Genomic DNA, 22156 nt, shown 5'->3' on the forward strand with positions numbered 1-22156 from the left:
TCGCCGTGTGTACCGCGAAGCGGCGTCCGGCATACCCGGTGTGCTCGTGTGGACCGCGACGAGGACCGCGGATTCGGCGGGAACGTCCGTGCTGCCCGACGGCTGCACGGACCTGATCTGGCACGAGGACGGCCTCCTCGTCGCCGGACCGGACACCCGAGCCCAGTTCTCCGACCTGGGTGCCCGGCGTGACCTGACCGCCGTGCGTTTCGGTCCCGGCGTAGGGCCGGCGGTGCTCGGCGTGGATGCAGCCGACCTCCGTGACGCACGCGTACCGCTGGACCACATCCGGCCCGGCGCACACGTTCGTCGCCTGGTCTCGGACGCGGAGTCCGACCCGGTCGGTGCGCTCCTGCGCGAGACCCGGCGCCGTCTGGACGGCGTCGACCGCAGTGTCGAGACGAGCATCGCGGCGCAGCTCGGGGCCGGAGCGTCCGTCGCCGAGCTGGCGGCGTCGACGGGCTGGAGCGCGCGCCGGTTGCACCGGCACGCACTGCGCGCGTACGGCTACGGACCGAAGACGCTGGCACGCGTGCTGCGGTTCCGCCGCGCGGTCGGTCTCGCCCGCGCCGGCCGACCGTTCGCCGACGTCGCGGCCGAGTGCGGCTTCAGCGACCAGGCCCATCTCGCGCGGGAGGTCCGCGCCCTCTCCGGCACCACGCTCGGTGCGCTCCTCGGCTGAGCGGTCACCCGGGCAGGGCCGCGAACAGCTCGATGCTGTGCCCGTCGGGATCGTGGACGCTCGCGTACCGCTGCTTCCAGAACGCGTCCCACGGTTCGAGCGCACTCGTGCATCCCGCCTCCAGCAAGTCGCGGTACGTCGAATCCACGCCTGCCGGTGAACCGCAGTCGAAGGCGAGCGCGGGGCCACCCGTTCCCGGCCGGAAGTCCGGATGGAAGGACCGGACCGATTCGACTGTGTCCCATGCCAGGCGGAGCCCACCTGGAAGTGTCGTTTCGAAGTGCGGTTCGTCGGTACCGGCGGGCAGGTCCAGTCCGAGGCGTCGATAGCAGTCGAAGGAACGGGTCATGTCGGCGACGACGAGCCCGACCAGGGCGAGTTGTGCGGTCATACCGGTGACGCTAGGTCGCTGCGCCGTCGCCGTCTTGAAGGTTTCGGACGGCCGACGCCTCGGCGGCGTCGGAACCGGTCGCTACGCTGAGGCCATGCCCGGTGTCTTCGAACGTCTCGTCGGCCAGCGCGACGTGGAGACCGAACTGATCGCCGCAGCCACCGCGGCGCGCGGCGGCGGAGCCGGTTCCCGGATGACGCACTCGTGGCTGTTCACCGGCCCTCCCGGTTCCGGTCGGTCGATTGCGGCGCTCTGCTTCGCCGCCGCCCTGCAGTGCACCGACCCGGACGTCCCGGGTTGCGGTCGCTGCCACGCGTGCAGCACCACCATGGCCGGCACTCACGGCGACGTCCGTCGGGTCGTTCCCGAGGGGCTCACGATCAGTGTCAAGGCGATGCGCGACATCGTCCGGACCGCGTCGCGTCGTCCGAGCACCGGGCAGTGGCAGGTAGTGGTGATCGAGGATGCGGACCGTCTCACCGAGGGCGCCGCGAACGCACTGCTCAAGGTCGTCGAGGAACCGCCGGAACGCACGGTGTTCCTCCTGTGCGCACCGTCCGTGGATCCGCAGGACATCTCCGTGACCCTGCGCTCGCGATGCCGGCACGTCGCGCTCGTCACGCCCAACCCGGACGCCATCGCCCGGGTGCTGCGCGAACGCGACGGACTCGACCCCGAGACCGCGAACTGGGCGGCATCGATCAGCGGCGGCCACGTCGGGCGGGCCCGGCGTCTGGCCACCGACGAGTCCGCTCGCACCAGCCGTCGACGTGCGCTGGATCTGGCCGCGGCCGTCCTCCGCCCTGCCACCACGTACACCGCTGCGGACGAGCTGGTGCAGCGTGCGGAGGCGGAAGCCAAGGAGATCAGCGCCACGCGCGACGAACGGGAGACCGAGGAACTTCGGACCGCTCTCGGCGCCGGAGGCACCGGCAAGGGCGCTGCCGGGGCGCTCCGGGGCTCGGCGGGCGTCCTCAAGGACCTCGAACGCACCCAGAAGTCCCGACGCACCCGGACCGAGCGCGACATCATGGATCGCGCCCTCATCGATCTGGCCGGTCTCTACCGCGACGCGCTGGCACGTTCCCTGGGCGCTTCCAGCACCGCCAACCATCCCGACATGGCCGAGCGTGCCGCCGACCTGGCTTCGCGTGCCCGGCCGGAGGCGTTGCTGACCTGCATCGAGGCGATTCTCGAATGCCGCGAGGTCCTCGCGCAGAACGTCAAGCCCCGCTTCGCGGTGGCCGCGATGGCGGCCCGGTTGAGCTCGGCCTTCCGGTAGGCACCGACGGGCGGTTTGCATTGGGCAGGGGGGTAGGCGCTAGACTCGTGCGCGCCGTCAGGCACGCTGCCTTAGCTCAGTCGGTAGAGCATTTCACTCGTAATGAAAAGGTCGCGAGTTCGATTCTCGCAGGCAGCTCCGCACGACGAAGGCCCTCCATCCCGAACGCGGACGGAGGGCCTTCGTCGTACGCACGTGCACTCTCCGGTCCGCTCGCCCCGGGCAAAGGCGCCCGCCGCCGCGTTCCGTGCCGCATGATGGCGGGTGTGCTCCTGGAGATCTTCTCGATCGTTCTGATCATCGGCGCCCTGGTCGTTCTCATCCCCACTGCGGTGCGCGTGTTCCGCCGGCGCGACGACGACCACTAGTCCGATCGCCGCTGCTCGGCACCCCGCTCGGGCGTCGTCGGCTCAGTACACTCGACTTATGAGTGAGTCGTTGAAGGAGCGGGTGCGAGCGAAGATTCTGCGCCAGCGCGGAGAAGACGGCGGGCGCCCCCTCGGGGACGCAGAAGGGGACAACCCCCGGCTCATCGACATCGGCCTCGACCTGGCACTGCTGGACCAGGCCGCCGAGGGGGACCCCGTTGTGGAAGAGCTGGCCGCGAAGTACTGGGTGCCCTGATGTCGTCCAGAAAAGCGGCTTGACCAGGCGATTTGGTAACTCGCGCAATGTTCACGTAACTTATTCCAGGTCAGAGCGACACGGACACCGACCCGGCCCGCAGGGGCTCGGGACAACGAGGTTGGACGCAGGCGCCTGATTGTTCGGTTCGGAATCTTCTGGTAGGGTTCTGGGCCGTTGCCGATCCCACCGAGTGCGTCGGGTTTGTTCCCGGCGGGTGGTGTGGGTAGGCTGGAACGGTTGCCCCGGAGCGCCGCGGACGTTGGTTCGCGGGGTGATGGTGTGTGCGTGTTCTTTGAGAACTCAACAGTGTGCCGATGAATGTCAGTGCCAAATTATTTTGGTGCGGCCACTTCACTTTTGTGGGGTGGTTGTTGCTGGCTGCCGCATTCTTCCGTCTGTGGTGGTCAGTGTTTTTGCTAGTTTGAGTTTTTTGCTAGTGATTCGGCTCTACGCTTATGGCTGATCGGCCCTTCGGGGTTTGATTGAGAGTCTTCAACGGAGAGTTTGATCCTGGCTCAGGACGAACGCTGGCGGCGTGCTTAACACATGCAAGTCGAACGATGAAGCCCAGCTTGCTGGGTGGATTAGTGGCGAACGGGTGAGTAACACGTGGGTGATCTGCCCTGCACTTCGGGATAAGCCTGGGAAACTGGGTCTAATACCGGATAGGACCTCGGGATGCATGTTCCGGGGTGGAAAGGTTTTCCGGTGCAGGATGGGCCCGCGGCCTATCAGCTTGTTGGTGGGGTAACGGCCCACCAAGGCGACGACGGGTAGCCGGCCTGAGAGGGCGACCGGCCACACTGGGACTGAGACACGGCCCAGACTCCTACGGGAGGCAGCAGTGGGGAATATTGCACAATGGGCGCAAGCCTGATGCAGCGACGCCGCGTGAGGGATGACGGCCTTCGGGTTGTAAACCTCTTTCAGTACCGACGAAGCGCAAGTGACGGTAGGTACAGAAGAAGCACCGGCCAACTACGTGCCAGCAGCCGCGGTAATACGTAGGGTGCGAGCGTTGTCCGGAATTACTGGGCGTAAAGAGCTCGTAGGCGGTTTGTCGCGTCGTCTGTGAAAACCCGCAGCTCAACTGCGGGCTTGCAGGCGATACGGGCAGACTTGAGTACTGCAGGGGAGACTGGAATTCCTGGTGTAGCGGTGAAATGCGCAGATATCAGGAGGAACACCGGTGGCGAAGGCGGGTCTCTGGGCAGTAACTGACGCTGAGGAGCGAAAGCGTGGGTAGCGAACAGGATTAGATACCCTGGTAGTCCACGCCGTAAACGGTGGGCGCTAGGTGTGGGTTTCCTTCCACGGGATCCGTGCCGTAGCTAACGCATTAAGCGCCCCGCCTGGGGAGTACGGCCGCAAGGCTAAAACTCAAAGGAATTGACGGGGGCCCGCACAAGCGGCGGAGCATGTGGATTAATTCGATGCAACGCGAAGAACCTTACCTGGGTTTGACATACACCGGACCGCCCCAGAGATGGGGTTTCCCTTGTGGTCGGTGTACAGGTGGTGCATGGCTGTCGTCAGCTCGTGTCGTGAGATGTTGGGTTAAGTCCCGCAACGAGCGCAACCCTTGTCCTGTGTTGCCAGCACGTAATGGTGGGGACTCGCAGGAGACTGCCGGGGTCAACTCGGAGGAAGGTGGGGACGACGTCAAGTCATCATGCCCCTTATGTCCAGGGCTTCACACATGCTACAATGGCCGGTACAGAGGGCTGCGATACCGCGAGGTGGAGCGAATCCCTTAAAGCCGGTCTCAGTTCGGATCGGGGTCTGCAACTCGACCCCGTGAAGTCGGAGTCGCTAGTAATCGCAGATCAGCAACGCTGCGGTGAATACGTTCCCGGGCCTTGTACACACCGCCCGTCACGTCATGAAAGTCGGTAACACCCGAAGCCGGTGGCCTAACCCCTCGTGGGAGGGAGCCGTCGAAGGTGGGATCGGCGATTGGGACGAAGTCGTAACAAGGTAGCCGTACCGGAAGGTGCGGCTGGATCACCTCCTTTCTAAGGAGCACTTCTCCCGGCGAGGGTTCACACAGGTGAATGCCTCTCGGGCAGAGACTGTTTCGTTCCCACACGTGGAACGGCAGGAGCTCATGGGTGGAACGCTGACAGGTATTTTCTTCGTCACCGCCGGTCCGAGTGCCGGCGGGAAGAGAGTTATATCGGTGCACTGTTGGGTCCTGAGAGAACACGCGAGTGTTTTGTCAGCGACGATGACCGGGAACGGGAAGGGTTCTTCTTTCCCCAGTATCGGTTGTTGTGTGTTGTTTGAGAACTGCACAGTGGACGCGAGCATCTTTGTTGTAAGTGTTTATGAGCGTACGGTGGATGCCTTGGCACCAGGAGCCGATGAAGGACGTGGGAGGCTGCGATATGCCTCGGGGAGCTGTCAACCGAGCTGTGATCCGAGGATTTCCGAATGGGGAAACCCAGCACGAGTGATGTCGTGTTACCCGCGCCTGAATATATAGGGCGTGTGGAGGGAACGTGGGGAAGTGAAACATCTCAGTACCCACAGGAAGAGAAAACAACATGTGATTCCGTGAGTAGTGGCGAGCGAAAGCGGAAGAGGCTAAACCGCGGGTGTGTGAGAGCTGGCAGGCGTTGCACTCGTGGGGTCGTGGGGCCCTTCTTCCCATCACTGTCATGGTGGGCGAGAGTAAGAAACCGGTGTGTTAGTCGAAGTGGTCTGGAACGGCCCGTCGTAGAGGGTGAGAATCCCGTAGACGAAAACATGCCGGCTCTCGTGGAGGGTGCCCGAGTAGCAGCGGGCCCGTGAAATCTGCTGTGAATCTGTCGGGACCACCCGATAAGCCTGAATACTCCCTGGTGACCGATAGCGGACTAGTACCGTGAGGGAAAGGTGAAAAGTACCCCGGGAGGGGAGTGAAATAGTACCTGAAACCGTGCGCTTACAATCCGTCGGAGCCTTCGAGCAGTTTGGTCTGCTGGGGGTGACGGCGTGCCTTTTGAAGAATGAGCCTGCGAGTTAGTGGCATGTCGCGAGGTTAACCCGTGTGGGGTAGTCGTAGCGAAAGCGAGTCCGAACAGGGCGTATCAGTGGCATGTTCTAGACCCGAAGCGGAGTGATCTACCCATGGCCAGGGTGAAACGACGGTAAGACGTCGTGGAGGCCCGAACCCACTTAGGTTGAAAACTGAGGGGATGAGCTGTGGGTAGGGGTGAAAGGCCAATCAAACTCCGTGATAGCTGGTTCTCCCCGAAATGCATTTAGGTGCAGCGTCGCGTGTTTCTCACCGGAGGTAGAGCTACTGGATGGTCTAGGGGGCCCACAAGCTTACCGAAATCAGCCAAACTCCGAATGCCGGTGAGTGAGAGCGCGGCAGTGAGACTGCGGGGGATAAGCTTCGTAGTCGAGAGGGAAACAGCCCAGATCGCCGGCTAAGGCCCCTAAGCGTGTACTAAGTGGAAAAGGATGTGGGATCGCTGAGACAACCAGGAGGTTGGCTTAGAAGCAGCCACCCTTGAAAGAGTGCGTAATAGCTCACTGGTCAAGTGGTTCTGCGCCGACAATGTAGCGGGGCTCAAGTACACCGCCGAAGCCGCGGCACTCACACAACACCCACTCGTTTCTGCGGAGACGGGTGCAGTGGTGTGGGTGGGTAGGGGAGCGTCGTGCCGCCGGGGAAGCGCCGGAGTGATCCAGGTGTGGAGGCGGCGCGAGTGAGAATGCAGGCATGAGTAGCGAAAGACGAGTGAGAAACTCGTCCGCCGAATGACCAAGGGTTCCTGGGCCAGGTTAATCCGCCCAGGGTGAGTCGGGACCTAAGGCGAGGCCGACAGGCGTAGTCGATGGACAACGGGTTGATATTCCCGTACCCGTGTGAACGCGCCCCTGGTGAATCAGTGATGCTAACCGTCCTGAAGCCGGCCGGTTCCTTCGGGAATCGGTCGTGTGGATGCACGGGACCCGATCTGGTAGTAGCCAAGCGATGGGGTGACGCAGGAAGGTAGTGGGGCCGGTCAGTGGTTGTACCGGTGTAAGCCTGTAGGGCGTGACATAGGCAAATCCGTGTCGCACGAGCCTGAGAGGTGATGCGTAGCCGAATGAGGCGAATTCCATGATCCTATGCTGCCGAGAAAAGCCTCTAGCGAGCTTTCACACGGCCCGTACCCCAAACCGACACAGGTGGTCAGGTAGAGAATACCGAGGCGATCGAGAGAACTGTGGTTAAGGAACTCGGCAAAATGCCCCCGTAACTTCGGGAGAAGGGGGACCGGCCCTGGTGAAGACCTTCGCGGTCGGAGCTGGGGGTGGTCGCAGAGACCAGAGAGAAGCGACTGTTTACTAAAAACACAGGTCCGTGCGAAGTCGTAAGACGAGGTATACGGACTGACGCCTGCCCGGTGCTGGAAGGTTAAGAGGACCGGTCAGCGGAGCGATCCGCGAAGCTGAGAATTTAAGCCCCAGTAAACGGCGGTGGTAACTATAACCATCCTAAGGTAGCGAAATTCCTTGTCGGGTAAGTTCCGACCTGCACGAATGGCGTAACGACTTCTCTGCTGTCTCAACCACAGACTCGGCGAAATTGCATTACGAGTAAAGATGCTCGTTACGCGCGGCAGGACGAAAAGACCCCGGGACCTTCACTACAGCTTGGTATTGGTGTTCGGTTCGGTTTGTGTAGGATAGGTGGGAGACTGTGAAGCGGTGACGCCAGTTACCGTGGAGTCGTTGTTGAAATACCACTCTGATCGTATTGGACCTCTAACCTCGGACCCTGATCGGGTTCAGGGACAGTGCCTGGTGGGTAGTTTAACTGGGGCGGTTGCCTCCCAAAATGTAACGGAGGCGCCCAAAGGTTCCCTCAGCCTGGTTGGCAATCAGGTGTCGAGTGCAAGTGCACAAGGGAGCTTGACTGTGAGACCGACAGGTCGAGCAGGGACGAAAGTCGGGACTAGTGATCCGGCACCGGCATGTGGAAGCGGTGTCGCTCAACGGATAAAAGGTACCCCGGGGATAACAGGCTGATCTTCCCCAAGAGTCCATATCGACGGGATGGTTTGGCACCTCGATGTCGGCTCGTCGCATCCTGGGGCTGGAGTAGGTCCCAAGGGTTGGGCTGTTCGCCCATTAAAGCGGCACGCGAGCTGGGTTTAGAACGTCGTGAGACAGTTCGGTCTCTATCCGCCGCGCGCGTTAGAAACTTGAGGAAGGCTGTCCCTAGTACGAGAGGACCGGGACGGACGAACCTCTGGTGTGCCAGTTGTCCCGCCAGGGGCACGGCTGGTTGGCTACGTTCGGAAGGGATAACCGCTGAAAGCATCTAAGCGGGAAGCCTGTTCCAAGATGAGGTTTCTCACCCCCTCGAGGGGGTAAGGCCCCCGGCAGACCACCGGGTTGATAGGCCGGAACTGGAAGTGCGGCAACGCATGCAGGTGACCGGTACTAATAGGCCGAGGACTTACCACGAAGAAGCTACGCGTCCACTGTGCGGTATCTGAAACAGCACACACATCAGATGCCGAAGCCCGACAAGGGTATTCGAGAACTCTGATGCGTGACGTTTCGCAGAGTTACGGCGGCCATAGCGACAGGGAAACGCCCGGTCCCATTCCGAACCCGGAAGCTAAGCCTGTCTGCGCCGATGGTACTGCACCCGACAGGGTGTGGGAGAGTAGGACACCGCCGAACACCCGTTACCGGAAGCCCCCCGACCTCGTCGGGGGGCTTCCGGCATTTCCGGGTCCGGCCGATGGTCCCGACGGAGCCCGCGGTCACCGTGCGACCGTCCGCTCAGCCGGCGAGCGCCTCGCGCCGCCGCCACAGCCGGGCGACAGTCCACGGTCCGAACACGAGCGAGACGACGTTGATGCCCGTCTCGACGGCCATTTCGGTAGTCATTCGCCGGTAGTTGCCGTGCTCGAGATTCCACAGCGTGTCCATCGCACCGAGGAATGTCATCGCGCCGCCGGCCGCGATCCCCAGCGGGACGGCGACTGCCCGCCCCCTCGTCAGGTGCCAGGCGCTCACTGCGAAACTCGCGGCCATCAGCCCGTCGGCGGCCGGGAAGGCGTTCTCGAACGCGATGTAGGCGGGGTCGTCGGACGACCGGACGTGTCCGGCGGTGAAGTAGTCGAGCCAGTACGCTGCGACGCCGGTGGCGACACTGCCCATCGCAGCCGCGTGCAGACGGTCACTCCGGGCCTGTCCTTGCCTCGTCATCCTCCTCCCGCCTCTCTTCTCCCCGGCGTCTTCGAGTATGGCTGCTCCCAGCGCCGCAGGGAGTCGTTCACCTGGGCGGCCTTTCGCACGGGACAGGGCCGCGTGGCGCCACTCCGACGGCATCCGGTATAAATACATCTTGTGTCTATGTCGTATTCAGCGGCCGAGTCGGTCTATCGCGAGGTCAAGGAATTGATCCTGTCGGGCGAGTTACGCGGCGGCGATCTGATCAGCGAAGGAGAGATCGCGGCCCGGATGTCGTGCAGCCGTACCCCGGTGCGCGAGGCCTTCCTTCGTCTCGAGGCCGAGGGCTGGATGCGTCTGTACCCCAAGCGCGGCGCATTGGTCGTTCCTGTGGCGGACGGGGAGGCCGAGCACGTCGTCGATGCGCGACGGCTGCTCGAGACCCACGCGGTGCGCGCCGTCGCCTCTGTTCCGCCGGCGCGAGAGCGACTCGAACGCACCCTGCGCGCAAGTCTGGACACGCAGCGCGAGCTTGCCGAGCGTGGTGACGTCGGTGCCTTCAGCGGTGCCGACGCCGACTTCCACCGCAGCATCGTGGCCGCGGGCGGCAATCCGCTTCTCGACACCTTCTATGCCGGCCTGCGGGAGCGCCAGCGACGGATGACGGCCCGTTCGGTCGCCCGGGATCCGGCGCAGCTGCAGAAGATCATCGCCGACCACACGCATCTGGTGGATCTCGTCGCCGCCGGGGACGCCGACGCATTCGACGCGGTGCTCGACGTGCACATGCGTGAGGTGCACGGACTCGGAGGGGGACGACTGTGACCGCAACTGCCACCGAACCGGGCCGTCTGCCCACCGGTACGGATGCCGTTCCTCGCAGGACGTGGCTGCTCGTGGCCGCCGCGATGTTCGCTGTCGCCTGGGGCGGCAACGAGTTCACCCCGCTGCTGGTGATGTACCGGCTCGAACACGGTTTCGCGCCGGTCGTCGTCGACCTGTTCCTCTTCGCGTATGTCCTGGGCATCGTGCCGGCCCTGCTCGTCGGCGGTCCGCTCTCCGACCGGCTCGGTCGTCGGCCTGTCATGGTGCCCGCACCGTTCGTCGCCCTCGTCGGTTCCGCGGTGCTCGCCCTCGGATCGGACTCCGCGGCGCTGCTCATCCTCGGTCGCATCCTCTGCGGGATCGCGCTCGGACTCGGCATGGCGGTCGGTGGCAGTTGGCTGAAGGAACTGTCCGACCCGCGCTGGGATCCGCGCGCGACGCCCGGCGCCGGGGCACGACGGGCCGCGATGAGCCTGACCGCCGGCTTCGGCGTCGGGGCCGGCATCGCGGGTGCCCTCGCGCAGTGGGCGCCGATGCCCAGTGCCCTGTCCTACCTCGTGCATATCGGGCTGAGTATCGGCGCAGGTGTGGCACTGCTGCGGACGCCGGAGACCCGGCCGGCGCAGCCGGAAGCGGAACGGACCGCGCTGCGCGAAGACCTGAAGATCCCGGCGGCCGGGCACGCCCGCTTCCTGTTCGTGATCGCCCCCGTTGCTCCCTGGGTGTTCGGCGCCGCCAGTTCGGCGTACGCGATCCTCCCGGCGCTGATGACCGGCCACAGCGGCGACGCCCCGATCGCGTTCTCGGCGCTGCTGTGCGTCGTCGCCCTCGGTGCCGGTTTCGCGATCCAGTCGCTGGGCCGCCGGATCGACACCCCCCGCAATGCCCGTGCGGTGGCGGTGGCACTGACGTTGCTCGTGGTGGGGATGGTCACGGCGGCGGTCGCGGCCGCCGCCCTGACCGTGCCGCTCGCTCTGCTGGCGGCGGTCGTCCTGGGCTGCGGCTACGGCATGGCGCTGGTGTCGGGCCTGCAGGAAGTGCAGCGTATCGCCCGCCCCGACGACCTCGCCGGGCTCACCGCGGTGTTCTATTCGCTGAGCTATCTGGGGTTCGCGGTGCCGGCCGTCATGGTGTACCTGTCCCAGACATACCCGGTCCTGACCTACCCGGCCATGTTCGTCGTGGGCGCGGTCGCGGCGGCCGCGTGCCTGGTGCTCGTCCTGGTGAAATGGCAGGCACACCTGCCGGAACGAGTACCGGCCTGACCTCTCACGCCTCGGGCATCGGCGGCAGTGCCTTCTCGGCGAGCCACGCGTCCCACAGTGGACGCAGCGGCGCGTCCGCGAATCGGGCCGCCAAGTCGGTGAACTGATCTGTGGTGACGGTCGCGTGCCGGTATTCCGCGGTCCACTGCCGAATCAGCGCGAAGAACTTCTCGTCGCCGAGGCGCAGGCGCAGTGCGTGCAGCGTCAGGGCACCCCGCTTGTAGACGCGGTCGTCGAACATCAGGTCCGGCCCGGGGTCACCGAGGAGTAGGTCCTGAGGTTTGCGACCGAGCCCGCGGTGCGCGTCCTCGGCGATCGTCTGCGCCGACGGCCCGTCGGAGTTCTCCGACCACAGCCACTCCGCGTAGCAGGCGAAGCCCTCGTTCAGCCAGATGTCGCGCCACCGTGACAGGGTGAGGCTGTTGCCGAACCACTGGTGCGCGAGTTCGTGTGCGACGAGCCGCTCTTCGCTCCGGGTGCCGTCGCAGTGGTTCGCGCCGAAGATCGACAGGGTCTGCGCCTCGATCGGGATCTCGAGTTCGTCCTCGGTGACGACGACGCTGTAGTGCGGGAACGGGTACGGCCCGAAGAGCCGGCAGAAGATCTCCATCATCTGTGGTTGCCGGCCGAAGTCCCGGTCGAAGTTCGCCCGCAGGCGCGGCGGATGCACCGCGACGAGCGGCACCGGTGTCTCGGACAACCTGCGGGTCTCGTAGTTCCCGATCTGCACCGTGGCCAGGTAGGTCGCCATCGGTTCGGGCTGCTCGTACACCCAGGTGGTCTGGCTGGCCCTCGTCGTCTTGCGTACCAGGGTGCCGTTCGCGATCACCTGGAAGGGGGAGTCGGCAGTGACCGTGATCCGGTAGCTCGCCTTCGCGCCGGGATGGTCGTCGCAGGGGAACCACGACGAGGCGCCGTTGGGCTGGCTCGCGACCAGCGCCCCCTCCTCGAGTTCCTCCCAGCCGACTTCGCCCCAGGGACTGCGGATCGGTTTCGGTGTGCCGTGATAGTGGACGACGATCGTCAGCACGCCGCCCACGGGGATCTTCCGGGCGGGGGTGACGACGAGTTTGCCGTCACGCTGGGCGTACTTGGCGGGCCGGGACCCGTTGACCGACAGCTTCGTCACCCGCATCGTCGGCGCGAGGTCGAGCGCGAACTTGCCACGCTCGTCGGTGGTGGTGGCGACGACGGTGGCCGTGCCGGTGAGCCGGTTGGCCACGACCCGGTAGTTCAGATCGAGTTCGTACCTCGACACGCGGTACCCACGGTTGCCGCTGCGCGGCAGGTACGGATCGATCGGCGCGTCCGGTTTCGAGGTCCTGCCGTTCTCGCGGGTCTTCTTCGGGTCGTTCCCCGGCTTCACAGCGGGGACCAATCGCTCGGGTGCGACCACGGCGCGATCGGATTGCCCTGCCATCTGGTCGAATCCGGAACGACGTCGCCGCGCATCACCAGCGAGGCCGGGCCGACGGTGGCGCCGGCCCCGATTCCGGCGGCGGGCAGTGCGACGCACTGGGGGCCGAGGGTGGCGCCGGCGCCGAGCGTGACGGTGTCCATGGACATGATCCGATCATGGAACAGATGCGTTTGCACAACACACCCGCGTTCCACCGTCGCGCCGTCACCGAGAGTCACCAGGTCGGCCTCGGGCAGCCAGTAGCTCTCGCACCACACCCCGCGGCCGATCTTCGCGCCCAGGCCACGCAGCCACAGGTTCATCACGGCCGTTCCGGCGGCGGGCCGGGCGAACCACGGTGCCGCGACCGTTTCGACGAAGGTGTCGGCCACCTCGTTGCGCCACACGAACCAGCTCCACAGCGGGTGCTCCTCCCGGCCGATGCGTCCGACGGCCACCCATTTGGCGGCGACGGACACGACGCCGGCCACGGCGCCGGCGAGGATGAGCACCAGTCCGCTCAGCGCTGCGGCCGGCGCATACCCCACCGAGATCGCCAGCGACTGCAGGGCGAACAGCACGCCGAGGCCGATACCGAACGTGACGATCATCGGCAGCAGGCGGAAGGTCTCGACGAAGCCGCGTGCCACGCGCAGCCGCCGCGGGGGCGCGAACGTGCGGCTCGAATCGCTTTCGTTCGCGGCGCGACGCAGCCGCACCGGTGGGCTGCCGAGCCACGAGGAACCCGACTTGGCCTTCGACGGCGCGGCCGAGAGCACCGCGACGAGTCCGTACTTGGGGACTCGTCGCCCGGGGGCGGCCATACCGGAATTGCCCAGGAATGCGCGCTTGCCCACCTTGGCCCGGGAGATGTACAGCCAGCCGCCACCGAGCTCGTAGCTGGCGACCATGGTGTCGTCCGCAAGGAAGGCGCCGTCGGCGACCCGGGTGAACTTGGGCACCATCAGCACCGTGGAGGCCTCGACGTCCTTGCCGATGTCGGCGCCGAGCAGTCGCAGCCAGCCCGGCGTGAGCATCGAGGCGTAGAGCGGGAACAGGAACGTGCGTGAGCTGTCCATCAGTCGCTCGGTCGCCCATACCTGCCAGCCGACGCGGCTGCGGACGGGATGATGTCCCTCCGTCATACCGACGGCCAGGGCACGCACCGACAGCACCGTGAGCGCGGCGAACACGAACAGGGTCCACAGTGCCGCCACCGGCAGGATCGCCGCGCTGCGGAGCAACGCGTCGGTCAGGTCGGCGGCGTCGCGGATCCACCATCCGACGAGTGTGAGCCCGGCGCCGATCGAGACGATCGGCAGCGAGGCCAGCACCATCGAGGTGAGGCCGAAGATCGGCACCCACCACGAGGCACGCCGCGGCGGTTCGGCCGGCCACGGATGCAGGGCCTTGCCGACCTTCCGGGCGGGGGAGCCGGCCCAGTGCTGGCCGGCCTTGACGCGGCCGAACACGGCAGAGCCGGCCGCGACCTCGGCGTTCTTACCGATTCGGGCGCCCGGGGCCAGAGTCGAGCGGGCGCCGACGGTCGCGCCGGCTCCGACCCGGATGCTGCCGATGTGGACCTCGTCGCCGTCGACCCAGTGTCCGGACAGGTCGACCTCGGGTTCGATGGAACAGCCGTCACCGAGCTCGAGCATGCCGGTGACCGGCGGCAGACTGTGCAGGTCGACGCCCTTTCCGACCTTCGCGCCCAGGGCGCGGGCGTAGTACAGCATCCACGGCGCCCCGGACAGGTTCACCGCACCGCTGGCCTCCGACAGCCGCAGCGCCGTCCACAGCCGGAGGTGTTCGCTGCCGCCTCTCCGATAGGTGCCGGCTTGCAGGTTGCGCAGCAGCAGCCGCGTCCCGGCGACGGCGACGGACATGCGGCCGAGCGGGGTCAGGAACAGCAGGATGCCGACCGTCACCCACCACCACGACACCGGAGCGAGCCACGGCACGTCGACGAACAGCGAGAAGACGTTGTTCGCGATCGCGAGCCAGGTCACCCACTGCAGCCCCGTGAGAGTGGTGAGTGGCACCGTGACGGCCAGTTGCAGCAGCTGCGCGCGGCGCGGAACGGGGGCCACCTGCCGCGGGGCGATCACCGCGGACGGCGCAAGGTCGTCGAGGTACTCGGCGAGCGAACCGAGTCGCGGATGGTCGTACAGTTCGGCGACGGTCATCGCGGGATAGCGTTCGCGCAGGGCCGTCACCAGCTGGGCCGCGGCGAGGGAGCCGCCGCCGAGTTCGAAGAAGTCGTCGTCGACGCTCTCGATCGGGGTGCCGAGAATCGACACCCACAGCCCGGCGACCCATTCGGCGGTCGGGTCGAGGCCGAGAGCCTCGGCGGCGGCGGCCTCGGCGCCGGGCAGCGGCCACGGAAGCGCGTTGCGGTCCACCTTGCCGGAGGTTCGGGTGGGCAGTTCGTCGACCAGCGCCAGTCTCGGGACCAGGGCTGCGGGCAGCTGCTCGCCGAGGAGGTCGCGCGCGGAGGCGAGGTCGAACTCGGGATCGGTGCTGGCGATGTAGCCGACGAGGATCGAGTGCCCGGCCGCCGTCTTGCGCACGGCGGCCGCGCCGCCGGCGACGCCGGGCAGGTTCTGCAGAGCGTTGTCGACTTCGCCGAGTTCGATGCGGCGGCCGCCGATCTTGACCTGATCGTCGGCGCGTCCCTGGAACAGCAGCCCCGCGCGGTCGAGGGTGACCAGGTCGCCGCTGCGGTAGGCGCGGTCCCAGCCGAGGGTGGGCATGGGGGCGTACTTCTCGGCGTCCTTGGCCGGGTCCAGATAGCGGGCCAGGCCGACACCGCCGATGACGAGTTCGCCGGTGCCGCCCTCCGGGACGGGGCGGCCCTCGCCGTCCACCACGGCGAGATCCCAGCCGTCGAGCGGCAGGCCGATGCGGACCGGGCCGGTGCCGTCCATCGTCGCCGCACACGCGACCACGGTGGCCTCGGTGGGTCCGTACGTGTTCCACACCTCGCGTCCGGGCACAGCCAGCCGCTCGGCGAGATCCGGTGGGCAGGCCTCCCCGCCGAAGATCAACAGCCGCACCGCTTCGAGCGCCTCGGCCGGCCACATCGCCGCGAGGGTCGGAACGGTGGAGACGACGCTGATGTCGCGGGAGACCAGCCACGGTCCGAGGTCCATCCCGGACCGCACGAGGGAGCGGGGCGCGGGGACGAGGCACGCGCCGTGCCGCCAGGCGAGCCACATCTCCTCGCAGGACGCGTCGAATGCGACCGACAGACCGGCCAGCACGCGGTCGCCGGGGCCGATCGGGTTCTCGCGCAGGAACAGCCGGGCCTCGGCGTCGACGAAGGCGGCGGCGCTGAGATGGCTGACGGCGACACCCTTGGGGGTGCCGGTGGAGCCGGAGGTGAAGATGATCCAGGCGGCGTCGTCGAGGCGCGGACCGCGCAGCTGCGGCTTCGGCGACGGCGGCGCGGTGCCCGGACCGATGCCGTCGGCGGTGACGACGGCGGTGACCTGCGCTTCCCCGAACACGAGCTCGGCGCGTTCGTCGGGGTCGTCCGCGTCCACCGGCACGTAGGCCGCGCCGGCCGCGAGAATGCCCAGGATCGTCACGTACAGGTCCGCGGAGCCGGACGGCATGCGCACGCCGACGCGGTCCCCGCCACCGACTCCCGCGTCGGCGAGCCGGTAGGAGCAGGCGACGACCTCCTCGACGAGTTCGGCGTAGCTGAGGGTGACGGATCCGTCGTCGACGGCCGGAGCGTCAGGGTGGGTGTCGGCGGTGGCACGCAGGATGTCGACGAGAGTGCGCGGGGCCGGGGCATGGGAGGAGCGGAGGAACTCCTCGGGGATGCGATACGACCGATCCGAATCCGTCGTGGGCTGGGCAGGCAATCGCATGTCCTTCTCTCGGCCTGGTGGTGCGTTCGTCCGGTTATCTCACGGTCAGGTGGACGGAGGGTGAACATCGGGTGTGTCGGTGCCCACTCGCGCGGTGGATTCTTCCGCGTCCCGCAACGCCGGAATCCCGGCCCGATGTCCGGCTCGGCGTGAGAAACCGCCTCTCCCTGGGGATTCGCGTTCCGGACGACCGACGGTGCGGTCCCGGTTTGACATCCGCGCGCGCTTTTGCCATCCTCTTCCGCAGGTCACGAGAACCAGCGACAAGCCCCGGCTAGCTGGTCGGCAACCCTCCTCCGCGGTGGGGTGCTCCGGGTGACGACCTGGCCGTGTTTCCACACCGGACACGGCAAGCGCGGATTCGGACCGTGATCGTACTCGGGCGACGAGGCGACCACCGGCGAATCCCTGAACGACGAGGGAACGTCATGACTGCCGCTGTACTGACCGCCGACACCTGTATCGCCCCGTTCGCCCGGGTCACCGGATGTGATCTCCAGGTGCCCCTAGTGCAGGGCGGTACCTGCACCTACGCCAACTTCGACTACGCGGCGAGCGCGCCGGCCCTCGAAGCGGTGACCGAGCGGATCGCCGAACTCCTGCCGTACTACGCCAGCGTGCATCGCGGTGCCGGTTACGCCTCGAGGATCTCCACCACCAGCTACGAGCAGGCCCGGGAGTCGGTGGCTCGATTCGTCTGTGCCGCAGACGATCAGGTGGTCGTGTTCACCCGCAACACCACCGACTCGCTCAATCTCCTGGCCGGAGCCGTGCCCGGCGACGTGGTGGTGCTCGACGTCGAGCACCACGCAAACCTGTTGCCCTGGAAGAACGCTCGCGTTGTCGAGGCTGCGGACACCGTCGCCGAGACGGTCCGCCGGCTCGTCGCGGAACTGTGCAGCCGGCCCGCCGCGCTGCTCGCCGTCACCGGCGCCTCCAACGTCACCGGCGAGGTCCTCCCGATCGCCGAACTCGCCGACGTCGCGCATGCCTGCGGTGCCCGGATCCTCGTCGACGGAGCACAATTGGTTCCGCACCGGCGGATCGACCTCGCCGCGCTCGGTGTCGACTACCTCGCGTTCTCGGGGCACAAGCTCTACGCTCCGTTCGGTGCCGGTGCTCTGGTGGGGCGCCGGGACTGGCTCGACGTCGCGGAACCGCACCTCGCAGGGGGTGGTGCGGTCCGCGACGTGAGTCTCGGCCACACCGAATGGGCTTGCGCCCCGGCGCGACACGAGGCGGGCACGCCCAACGTGCTCGGCGTCGCGGCCCTCGCCGCGGCGTGCGACGCGCTCGCCGGTTTCGACGCCGATGCCGTCACCGCGCACGAGGAGGCGTTGTGCCGGCGCCTGCTCGACGGGTTGCGCGGTGTCGACGGTGTCGAGATCCTGCGGCTGTGGAGCGACTCCCCGGACTCCGTGGGCATCGTCACCTTCACGGTCGCCGGCTTCGAGCCCGGCGAGGTGGCGTCGTATCTGTCCGCCGAGCACGGAATCGGGGTGCGCGACGGCCGGTTCTGCGCGCACCCGCTGCTCGCCCGGGTCGGGCTGCCCGGCGGCGCGGTTCGTGCCTCTCTCGGTCTCGGCAGTTCCTCCGCCGACGTGGATCGTCTGCTCGACGCGCTGCGCACGCTCGTCGATGCCGGTCCCGGCTGGACCTACGCGAAGACCGACGGACTGTGGGGGCCGTCGCCCGAGACCCGTCCGGGCCTGGCGGAGTCCACCGCCGGCGCGGCGCAGTGCAGCTGACCGGTTCCCCGGCGGGCCGTCGCACCGGCCGGGCCCGTCGTCCGGGCCGGCAGGGCTAGTCGACCTCGACGTCGACGGCTGCCGTGATGCGCATCAGTTCGCGGAACGTCGTGCGGAACAGCGTGCGTGGATGCCCGCCGGAGGCCCAGAGCTGGGGGAAGGCGGCCAGGGCGGTGTCGACGTACGTGGTCAGGTTCGTCGGATGCCCGAGCGGCGCCACCCCGCCGACGGGCTGACCCGTGACCTCGGTGACGACGTCCGGGGGCGCCGCGACGAGCACACCGCCGAGACGCTTGCCGGTTCGTTCCGGATTCACCCGATGGGCACCCGAGACCAGCAGCAGTACCGGTTCGTCGTCGAGCAGGAACACCAGCGACTTGACGATCGCGCCCACGTCGACCCCGAGCGCGGCCGCAGCCTGCTCGGCGGTGTGCACCGACTCCGGTTGGGTCGTGATCAACCCGTGGTGCCCGCGCGCGATGAGCGTGTCGGCCACTCGAGCGGCATTCGGATGCAGTGTCCCGGACATGGTTCCAGCCTAGGAGGCTGCCGCCGTCCGTGGCTCCGATCGGCAGGTCCGGCCGCGGCCGGGGTCAGTACAGCGGAAAGCCGTCCTCGGGTCCGAGCATGCGCTCGAGCCGGGTGCGGGTGATCTTGGCGAGTTCCTCCGTGCACACCTTGCGTTCCGCCTCGGGGTCGTGTGCGAGCCGGTGGCGGAGGTCGGTCAGCAGATCCCGCAGTCCGCGGCCCTGCGGGCACCACAGGTAGCGGTAGCCGAAGCGCTCCTCGTACGTGGCGGCGGCAGCGGTGATCGCGGTCGTCAAGGCCTCGTCCTCGTCCCACAGCGAGCACTGTTCGAGCCGCGAGGCGGTGCTGCCGCGCCGACGGCCCACCACCGGGTGACAGTCGAGGGCCGCCGCGATCTCCGCGTCGCTCGCGGAGAACAGGGCGGCGTCGGCGCGGGCGAACAGTTCCGGATAGCTCGCATAGGGACGTCCCGCCGCTACCTCCTGGGCCCAGGTGAGCGACGCGCAGCACTCGTACAGCGCGTGGGTGGCGCCCCGCCGGGACAGGGCGTTGAAGGCGCCCAGACCGATGCCCTGGTGCATCAACATGACAGTCCCTCCTCTACGAGCCGGACCGTTCGTGCCCTCAGGATCCGTCCGCGGCGTGTCGGCCACCAGAGGCGGAGCGCGGAATTTTCCAGGCTGTAACGAGTGGTCCGTGCCAGCGGATCGGCGCCCGCATATTACTCTCGAGTAATGACTCAGGAATCTCGCTGGAAAGCGTTCACGGTCGACGTCGCGGACCACGTCGCGCTCGTCACCCTCGTCGGTCCGGGCAAAGGCAACGCCATGGGCCCCGACTTCTGGACCGAGCTGCCGCTGTTGTTCGGCGAGCTCGACGCGGATCCGGACGTGCGTGCCGTCGTGCTCGCCGGCGCCGGCAAGCACTTCTCCTTCGGTCTCGACCTGCCCGCCATGAGCGGCGACCTGGGCAAGGTCCTCGCGGACAAGGCGCTGGCCGCCCCGCGCACCGAGTTCCACGAGATGGTCAAGCGGATGCAGGCGGCGATCACCGCGGTCGCGGACTGCCGCAAGCCCGTCGTCGCGGCCGTGCAGGGCTGGTGCATCGGCGGCGGCGTCGATCTGATCTCCGCGGCCGACATCCGGTACGCCAGCGCCGACGCGAAGTTCAGCGTCCGTGAGGTCAAGGTCGGGATGGTCGCCGACGTGGGCAGTCTCGCGCGCCTGCCGCTGATCATCGGCGACGGGCACCTGCGCGAGCTGGCCCTCACCGGCAAGGACATCGACGCGGCACGCGCGGAGAAGATCGGTCTGGTCAACGACGTCTTCGAGGACGCGGATGCCGTCCTGACCGCCGCACAGGCCACCGCCGCCGAGATCGCGGCGAATCCGCCGCTGGTCGTGCACGGCATCAAGGCCGTTCTCGACCACAGCCGCTCGCCGCGCGTCGACGACAGCCTGCGCTACGTCGCGGCCTGGAACTCCGCGTTCCTGCCGTCGGAGGATCTGACCGAGGCCGTCGCGGCGGTCTTCGAGAAGCGGCCCCCGGAGTTCCGGGGCCGGTAGAGGATGGACGGGTGCGCCCGGTCCTGACGTGGGGCGGCCGGCTGCTGCCGGCCGTCCCGCTGGTGTATCTGACGGTCTACCGGCCCTGGCAGTTGCACTGGGGTGCGACGAGGACCGAGGTGGCCGGACGGATGCCGGGGGACGAGATCGTGCCCCGGCCTCACTGGTCGGCGACCCGAGCGGTGTCGATCGTGGCCGAGGCGGAGGACGTGTGGCCGTGGCTGGTCCAGATGGGCGCCGGGGACCGTGCCGGTTGGTACAGCTACGACCTCGTCGACAACGGCGGGAAGCCGAGCGCCCGCGAGATCCGGCCCGAACTGCAGCGGCTCGAGGTCGGTGACCGGGTCCGGCTGGTCGCGGGTTCCCCGGCCGCCTTCCGGGTGGAGTCGATCGATCCCGGACGTTCCCTCGTGTATGCCCACTCGCACGACGGGGGTTCGGTCACCGTCGCGCTGACGTTGCGTCCGGACGGGCCCGGACGCAGCCGACTGGTGCATCGCGTGCGATTCCGGATCCCCCCGTCGCCGTTCGCGGTCGGTTGGGCCGTCCTCATGGACGTGGGCGACTTCGTGATGTCCCGGCGAATGCTGCTGGGGATCCGGGACCGAGCGGAGCAACACGCGCGGCGCCGACGGGGCGGTCCGCCGCCGGTCGACGAAAGTCCAGGAACCCCAATGGATTTCCGGCTTCGGATTCCGGTGCGCCGACCCGCCGGGATGGTGTTCGCGCTGCTCGCCGACGTGCAGGACCACGTGGGCGCACCGGCGCGCAGCGGCGTCCGGACGGGCAAGTCCCCGTCCGGTCCGACCACCGAGGGCACCCGGTGGCACGAGCGGGTGCGGCTCGCGCCCGGCTGGTGGATGCCCGTCGACAGCGTCGTGACCGCGATCGAGGACCCGGACCTGCTCGCGATGGACTTCCGCAGCGCCTGGTTCACCGGCCACGTCGACTACCGGATCGAGTCCACCCCGCAGGGATGTCTCCTGCGACAGCACGTCGTCCTGCGGTCGCGGCGCCTGCTGCGGCCGTGGTCGGCGCGGGTGGACGCCCGGCTCCGGCCGCGCCTGCTCGATCGGCTCGCCGACATCCGGGACGCGATCGAGCGCAGCGGCTGAGAACGCGTTCGGGCTCCGCAGCCGGCGGCCGCGGAGCCCGAACGGCGCGTGGGGTCAGTGCCCGCCGTTCGCCTTCAGGCGCTCGATCGACGCGGAGACCTCGGCCTCGGCCTCGGCGCGGCCGACCCAGTCCGCGGCCTCGACGTGCTTGCCCGGCTCCAGGTCCTTGTAGTGGACGAAGAAGTGCTTGATCGCGTCCAGTTCGAACTGCGAGACGTCGCTGATGTCCTTGACGTGGTCCCAGCGCGGATCGCCCGCGGGCACGGCGAGGACCTTGTCGTCGCCGCCGGCCTCGTCGACCATCTTGAACATGCCCACCGGACGGGCCTCGACGATGACGCCGGGGAACACGGACTCGGGCAGCAGCACCATGCAGTCCAGCGGGTCCCCGTCCTCGCCGAGGGTGTTCTCGATGTAGCCGTAGTCGGCGGGGTAGCCGAACGAGGTGTAGAGGTAGCGGTCCAGCTTCACGCGGCCGGTTTCGTGATCGACCTCGTACTTGTTGCGCTGCCCCTTGGGGATCTCGATGGTGACCTCGAACTCCACGCCGTGTCCTCACTTGTAGATCGATACGACTGCCGTATCTGCGGTGATGGTCCGCACAGAGGATAACGGGTCGGCGCTACGCTGGTGGCGCAGGTGCCGGACCACCGGGGCGGTCACCAGGGCGCGGGATTCGCCGGGGC

The 22156-nt window shown here is 67.4% G+C and carries 15 protein-coding genes, 1 tRNA gene, 3 rRNA genes and 1 riboswitch; of the genes, 12 read left to right on the forward strand and 7 right to left on the reverse strand.

Going from position 1 to position 22156, the window contains the following annotated elements; all coding sequences use genetic code 11:
- The first annotated feature begins 7 nt into the window (after nucleotides 1-7).
- Entirely contained in the window at nucleotides 8-682 is a 675-nt protein-coding gene (locus tag LZP97_RS23645) for a helix-turn-helix domain-containing protein (RefSeq protein WP_010595035.1), read from the forward strand.
- A 4-nt stretch (nucleotides 683-686) separates the two neighbouring features.
- Here the strand turns inward: LZP97_RS23645 and LZP97_RS23650 are convergent, their stop codons facing one another.
- Nucleotides 687-1073, reverse strand: a complete 387-nt coding sequence (locus LZP97_RS23650) for a VOC family protein (RefSeq protein WP_010595036.1) — start codon at nucleotides 1071-1073, stop codon at nucleotides 687-689.
- Between the two features lie 94 nt (nucleotides 1074-1167).
- Here LZP97_RS23650 and LZP97_RS23655 point away from each other — a divergent pair, with 94 nt between their 5' ends.
- The 6 genes from LZP97_RS23655 (at nucleotide 1168) to rrf (ending at nucleotide 8652) form a co-directional block, all read left to right on the forward strand.
- Nucleotides 1168-2355 (forward strand): DNA polymerase III subunit delta', encoded by a 1188-nt coding sequence (locus tag LZP97_RS23655; RefSeq protein WP_010595037.1) that lies wholly within the window; start codon nucleotides 1168-1170, stop codon nucleotides 2353-2355.
- Nucleotides 2356-2420: 65 nt separating this feature from the next.
- Nucleotides 2421-2493: transfer RNA gene (locus tag LZP97_RS23660), tRNA-Thr, on the forward strand.
- A 288-nt stretch (nucleotides 2494-2781) separates the two neighbouring features.
- Nucleotides 2782-2979 carry a hypothetical protein gene (locus LZP97_RS23665; protein ID WP_017681228.1) on the forward strand — a complete coding sequence of 66 codons (198 nt, stop codon included), beginning with the start codon at nucleotides 2782-2784 and terminating at the stop codon, nucleotides 2977-2979.
- A 495-nt stretch (nucleotides 2980-3474) separates the two neighbouring features.
- A 16S ribosomal RNA gene (locus LZP97_RS23670) occupies nucleotides 3475-4997 on the forward strand.
- A 300-nt stretch (nucleotides 4998-5297) separates the two neighbouring features.
- A 23S ribosomal RNA gene (locus LZP97_RS23675) occupies nucleotides 5298-8430 on the forward strand.
- A 105-nt stretch (nucleotides 8431-8535) separates the two neighbouring features.
- Nucleotides 8536-8652, forward strand: a 5S ribosomal RNA gene (rrf, locus tag LZP97_RS23680).
- The 16S, 23S and 5S rRNA genes sit together here, the layout of an rRNA operon.
- A gap of 102 nt (nucleotides 8653-8754) precedes the next feature.
- Here rrf and LZP97_RS23685 read toward each other — a convergent pair.
- A complete protein-coding gene (locus tag LZP97_RS23685; RefSeq protein WP_225223343.1) occupies nucleotides 8755-9183 on the reverse strand; it encodes a hypothetical protein in 429 nt (142 codons plus the stop codon).
- Between the two features lie 147 nt (nucleotides 9184-9330).
- Between LZP97_RS23685 and LZP97_RS23690 the strand changes: the two genes are divergently transcribed.
- The gene (locus tag LZP97_RS23690; RefSeq protein ID WP_048773427.1) at nucleotides 9331-9972 is read left to right on the forward strand and encodes a GntR family transcriptional regulator; all 642 of its coding nucleotides are present in this window, start codon (nucleotides 9331-9333) and stop codon (nucleotides 9970-9972) included.
- Between the two features lie 83 nt (nucleotides 9973-10055).
- Entirely contained in the window at nucleotides 10056-11237 is a 1182-nt protein-coding gene (locus LZP97_RS23695) for an MFS transporter (RefSeq protein WP_228287212.1), read from the forward strand.
- A gap of 4 nt (nucleotides 11238-11241) precedes the next feature.
- Here LZP97_RS23695 and LZP97_RS23700 read toward each other — a convergent pair whose 3' ends face one another.
- Nucleotides 11242-12657: a M1 family metallopeptidase gene (locus LZP97_RS23700; RefSeq protein ID WP_010594629.1), complete on the reverse strand. Its 1416-nt coding sequence runs from the start codon at nucleotides 12655-12657 to the stop codon at nucleotides 11242-11244.
- Complete coding sequence (locus LZP97_RS23705; RefSeq protein ID WP_200903463.1) at nucleotides 12600-16514, reverse strand: Pls/PosA family non-ribosomal peptide synthetase; 3915 nt, start codon at nucleotides 16512-16514, stop codon at nucleotides 12600-12602. The genes LZP97_RS23700 and LZP97_RS23705 overlap by 58 nt, the downstream gene beginning before the upstream one ends.
- Nucleotides 16515-16760: 246 nt before the next feature.
- A riboswitch (SAM riboswitch) is annotated at nucleotides 16761-16876 on the forward strand.
- A 66-nt stretch (nucleotides 16877-16942) separates the two neighbouring features.
- On the opposite strand from LZP97_RS23705, the gene LZP97_RS23710 reads away from it, so the two are divergent.
- Nucleotides 16943-18262 (forward strand): aminotransferase class V-fold PLP-dependent enzyme, encoded by a 1320-nt coding sequence (locus tag LZP97_RS23710; protein ID WP_017681665.1) that lies wholly within the window; start codon nucleotides 16943-16945, stop codon nucleotides 18260-18262.
- A 55-nt stretch (nucleotides 18263-18317) separates the two neighbouring features.
- Here the strand turns inward: LZP97_RS23710 and LZP97_RS23715 are convergent, their stop codons facing one another.
- Both LZP97_RS23715 and LZP97_RS23720 read right to left on the reverse strand, forming a co-directional pair.
- Nucleotides 18318-18791: a YbaK/EbsC family protein gene (locus tag LZP97_RS23715; protein WP_026137982.1), complete on the reverse strand. Its 474-nt coding sequence runs from the start codon at nucleotides 18789-18791 to the stop codon at nucleotides 18318-18320.
- 64 nt (nucleotides 18792-18855) lie between these two features.
- Complete coding sequence (locus LZP97_RS23720) at nucleotides 18856-19377, reverse strand: 2-oxo-4-hydroxy-4-carboxy-5-ureidoimidazoline decarboxylase (protein ID WP_048773424.1); 522 nt, start codon at nucleotides 19375-19377, stop codon at nucleotides 18856-18858.
- 147 nt (nucleotides 19378-19524) lie between these two features.
- On the opposite strand from LZP97_RS23720, the gene LZP97_RS23725 reads away from it, so the two are divergent.
- Complete coding sequence (locus LZP97_RS23725) at nucleotides 19525-20355, forward strand: crotonase/enoyl-CoA hydratase family protein (RefSeq protein ID WP_010594624.1); 831 nt, start codon at nucleotides 19525-19527, stop codon at nucleotides 20353-20355.
- An 11-nt stretch (nucleotides 20356-20366) separates the two neighbouring features.
- Complete coding sequence (locus LZP97_RS23730; protein WP_048773423.1) at nucleotides 20367-21470, forward strand: SRPBCC family protein; 1104 nt, start codon at nucleotides 20367-20369, stop codon at nucleotides 21468-21470.
- A 54-nt stretch (nucleotides 21471-21524) separates the two neighbouring features.
- On the opposite strand, the gene LZP97_RS23735 is transcribed toward LZP97_RS23730, so the two are convergent.
- A complete protein-coding gene (locus LZP97_RS23735; protein ID WP_003938269.1) occupies nucleotides 21525-22016 on the reverse strand; it encodes an inorganic diphosphatase in 492 nt (163 codons plus the stop codon).
- Nucleotides 22017-22156: the final 140 nt, after the last annotated feature.

The organism is Rhodococcus sp. DMF-1, from assembly GCF_021441945.1.
GTDB lineage: Bacteria > Actinomycetota > Actinomycetes > Mycobacteriales > Mycobacteriaceae > Rhodococcus > Rhodococcus ruber.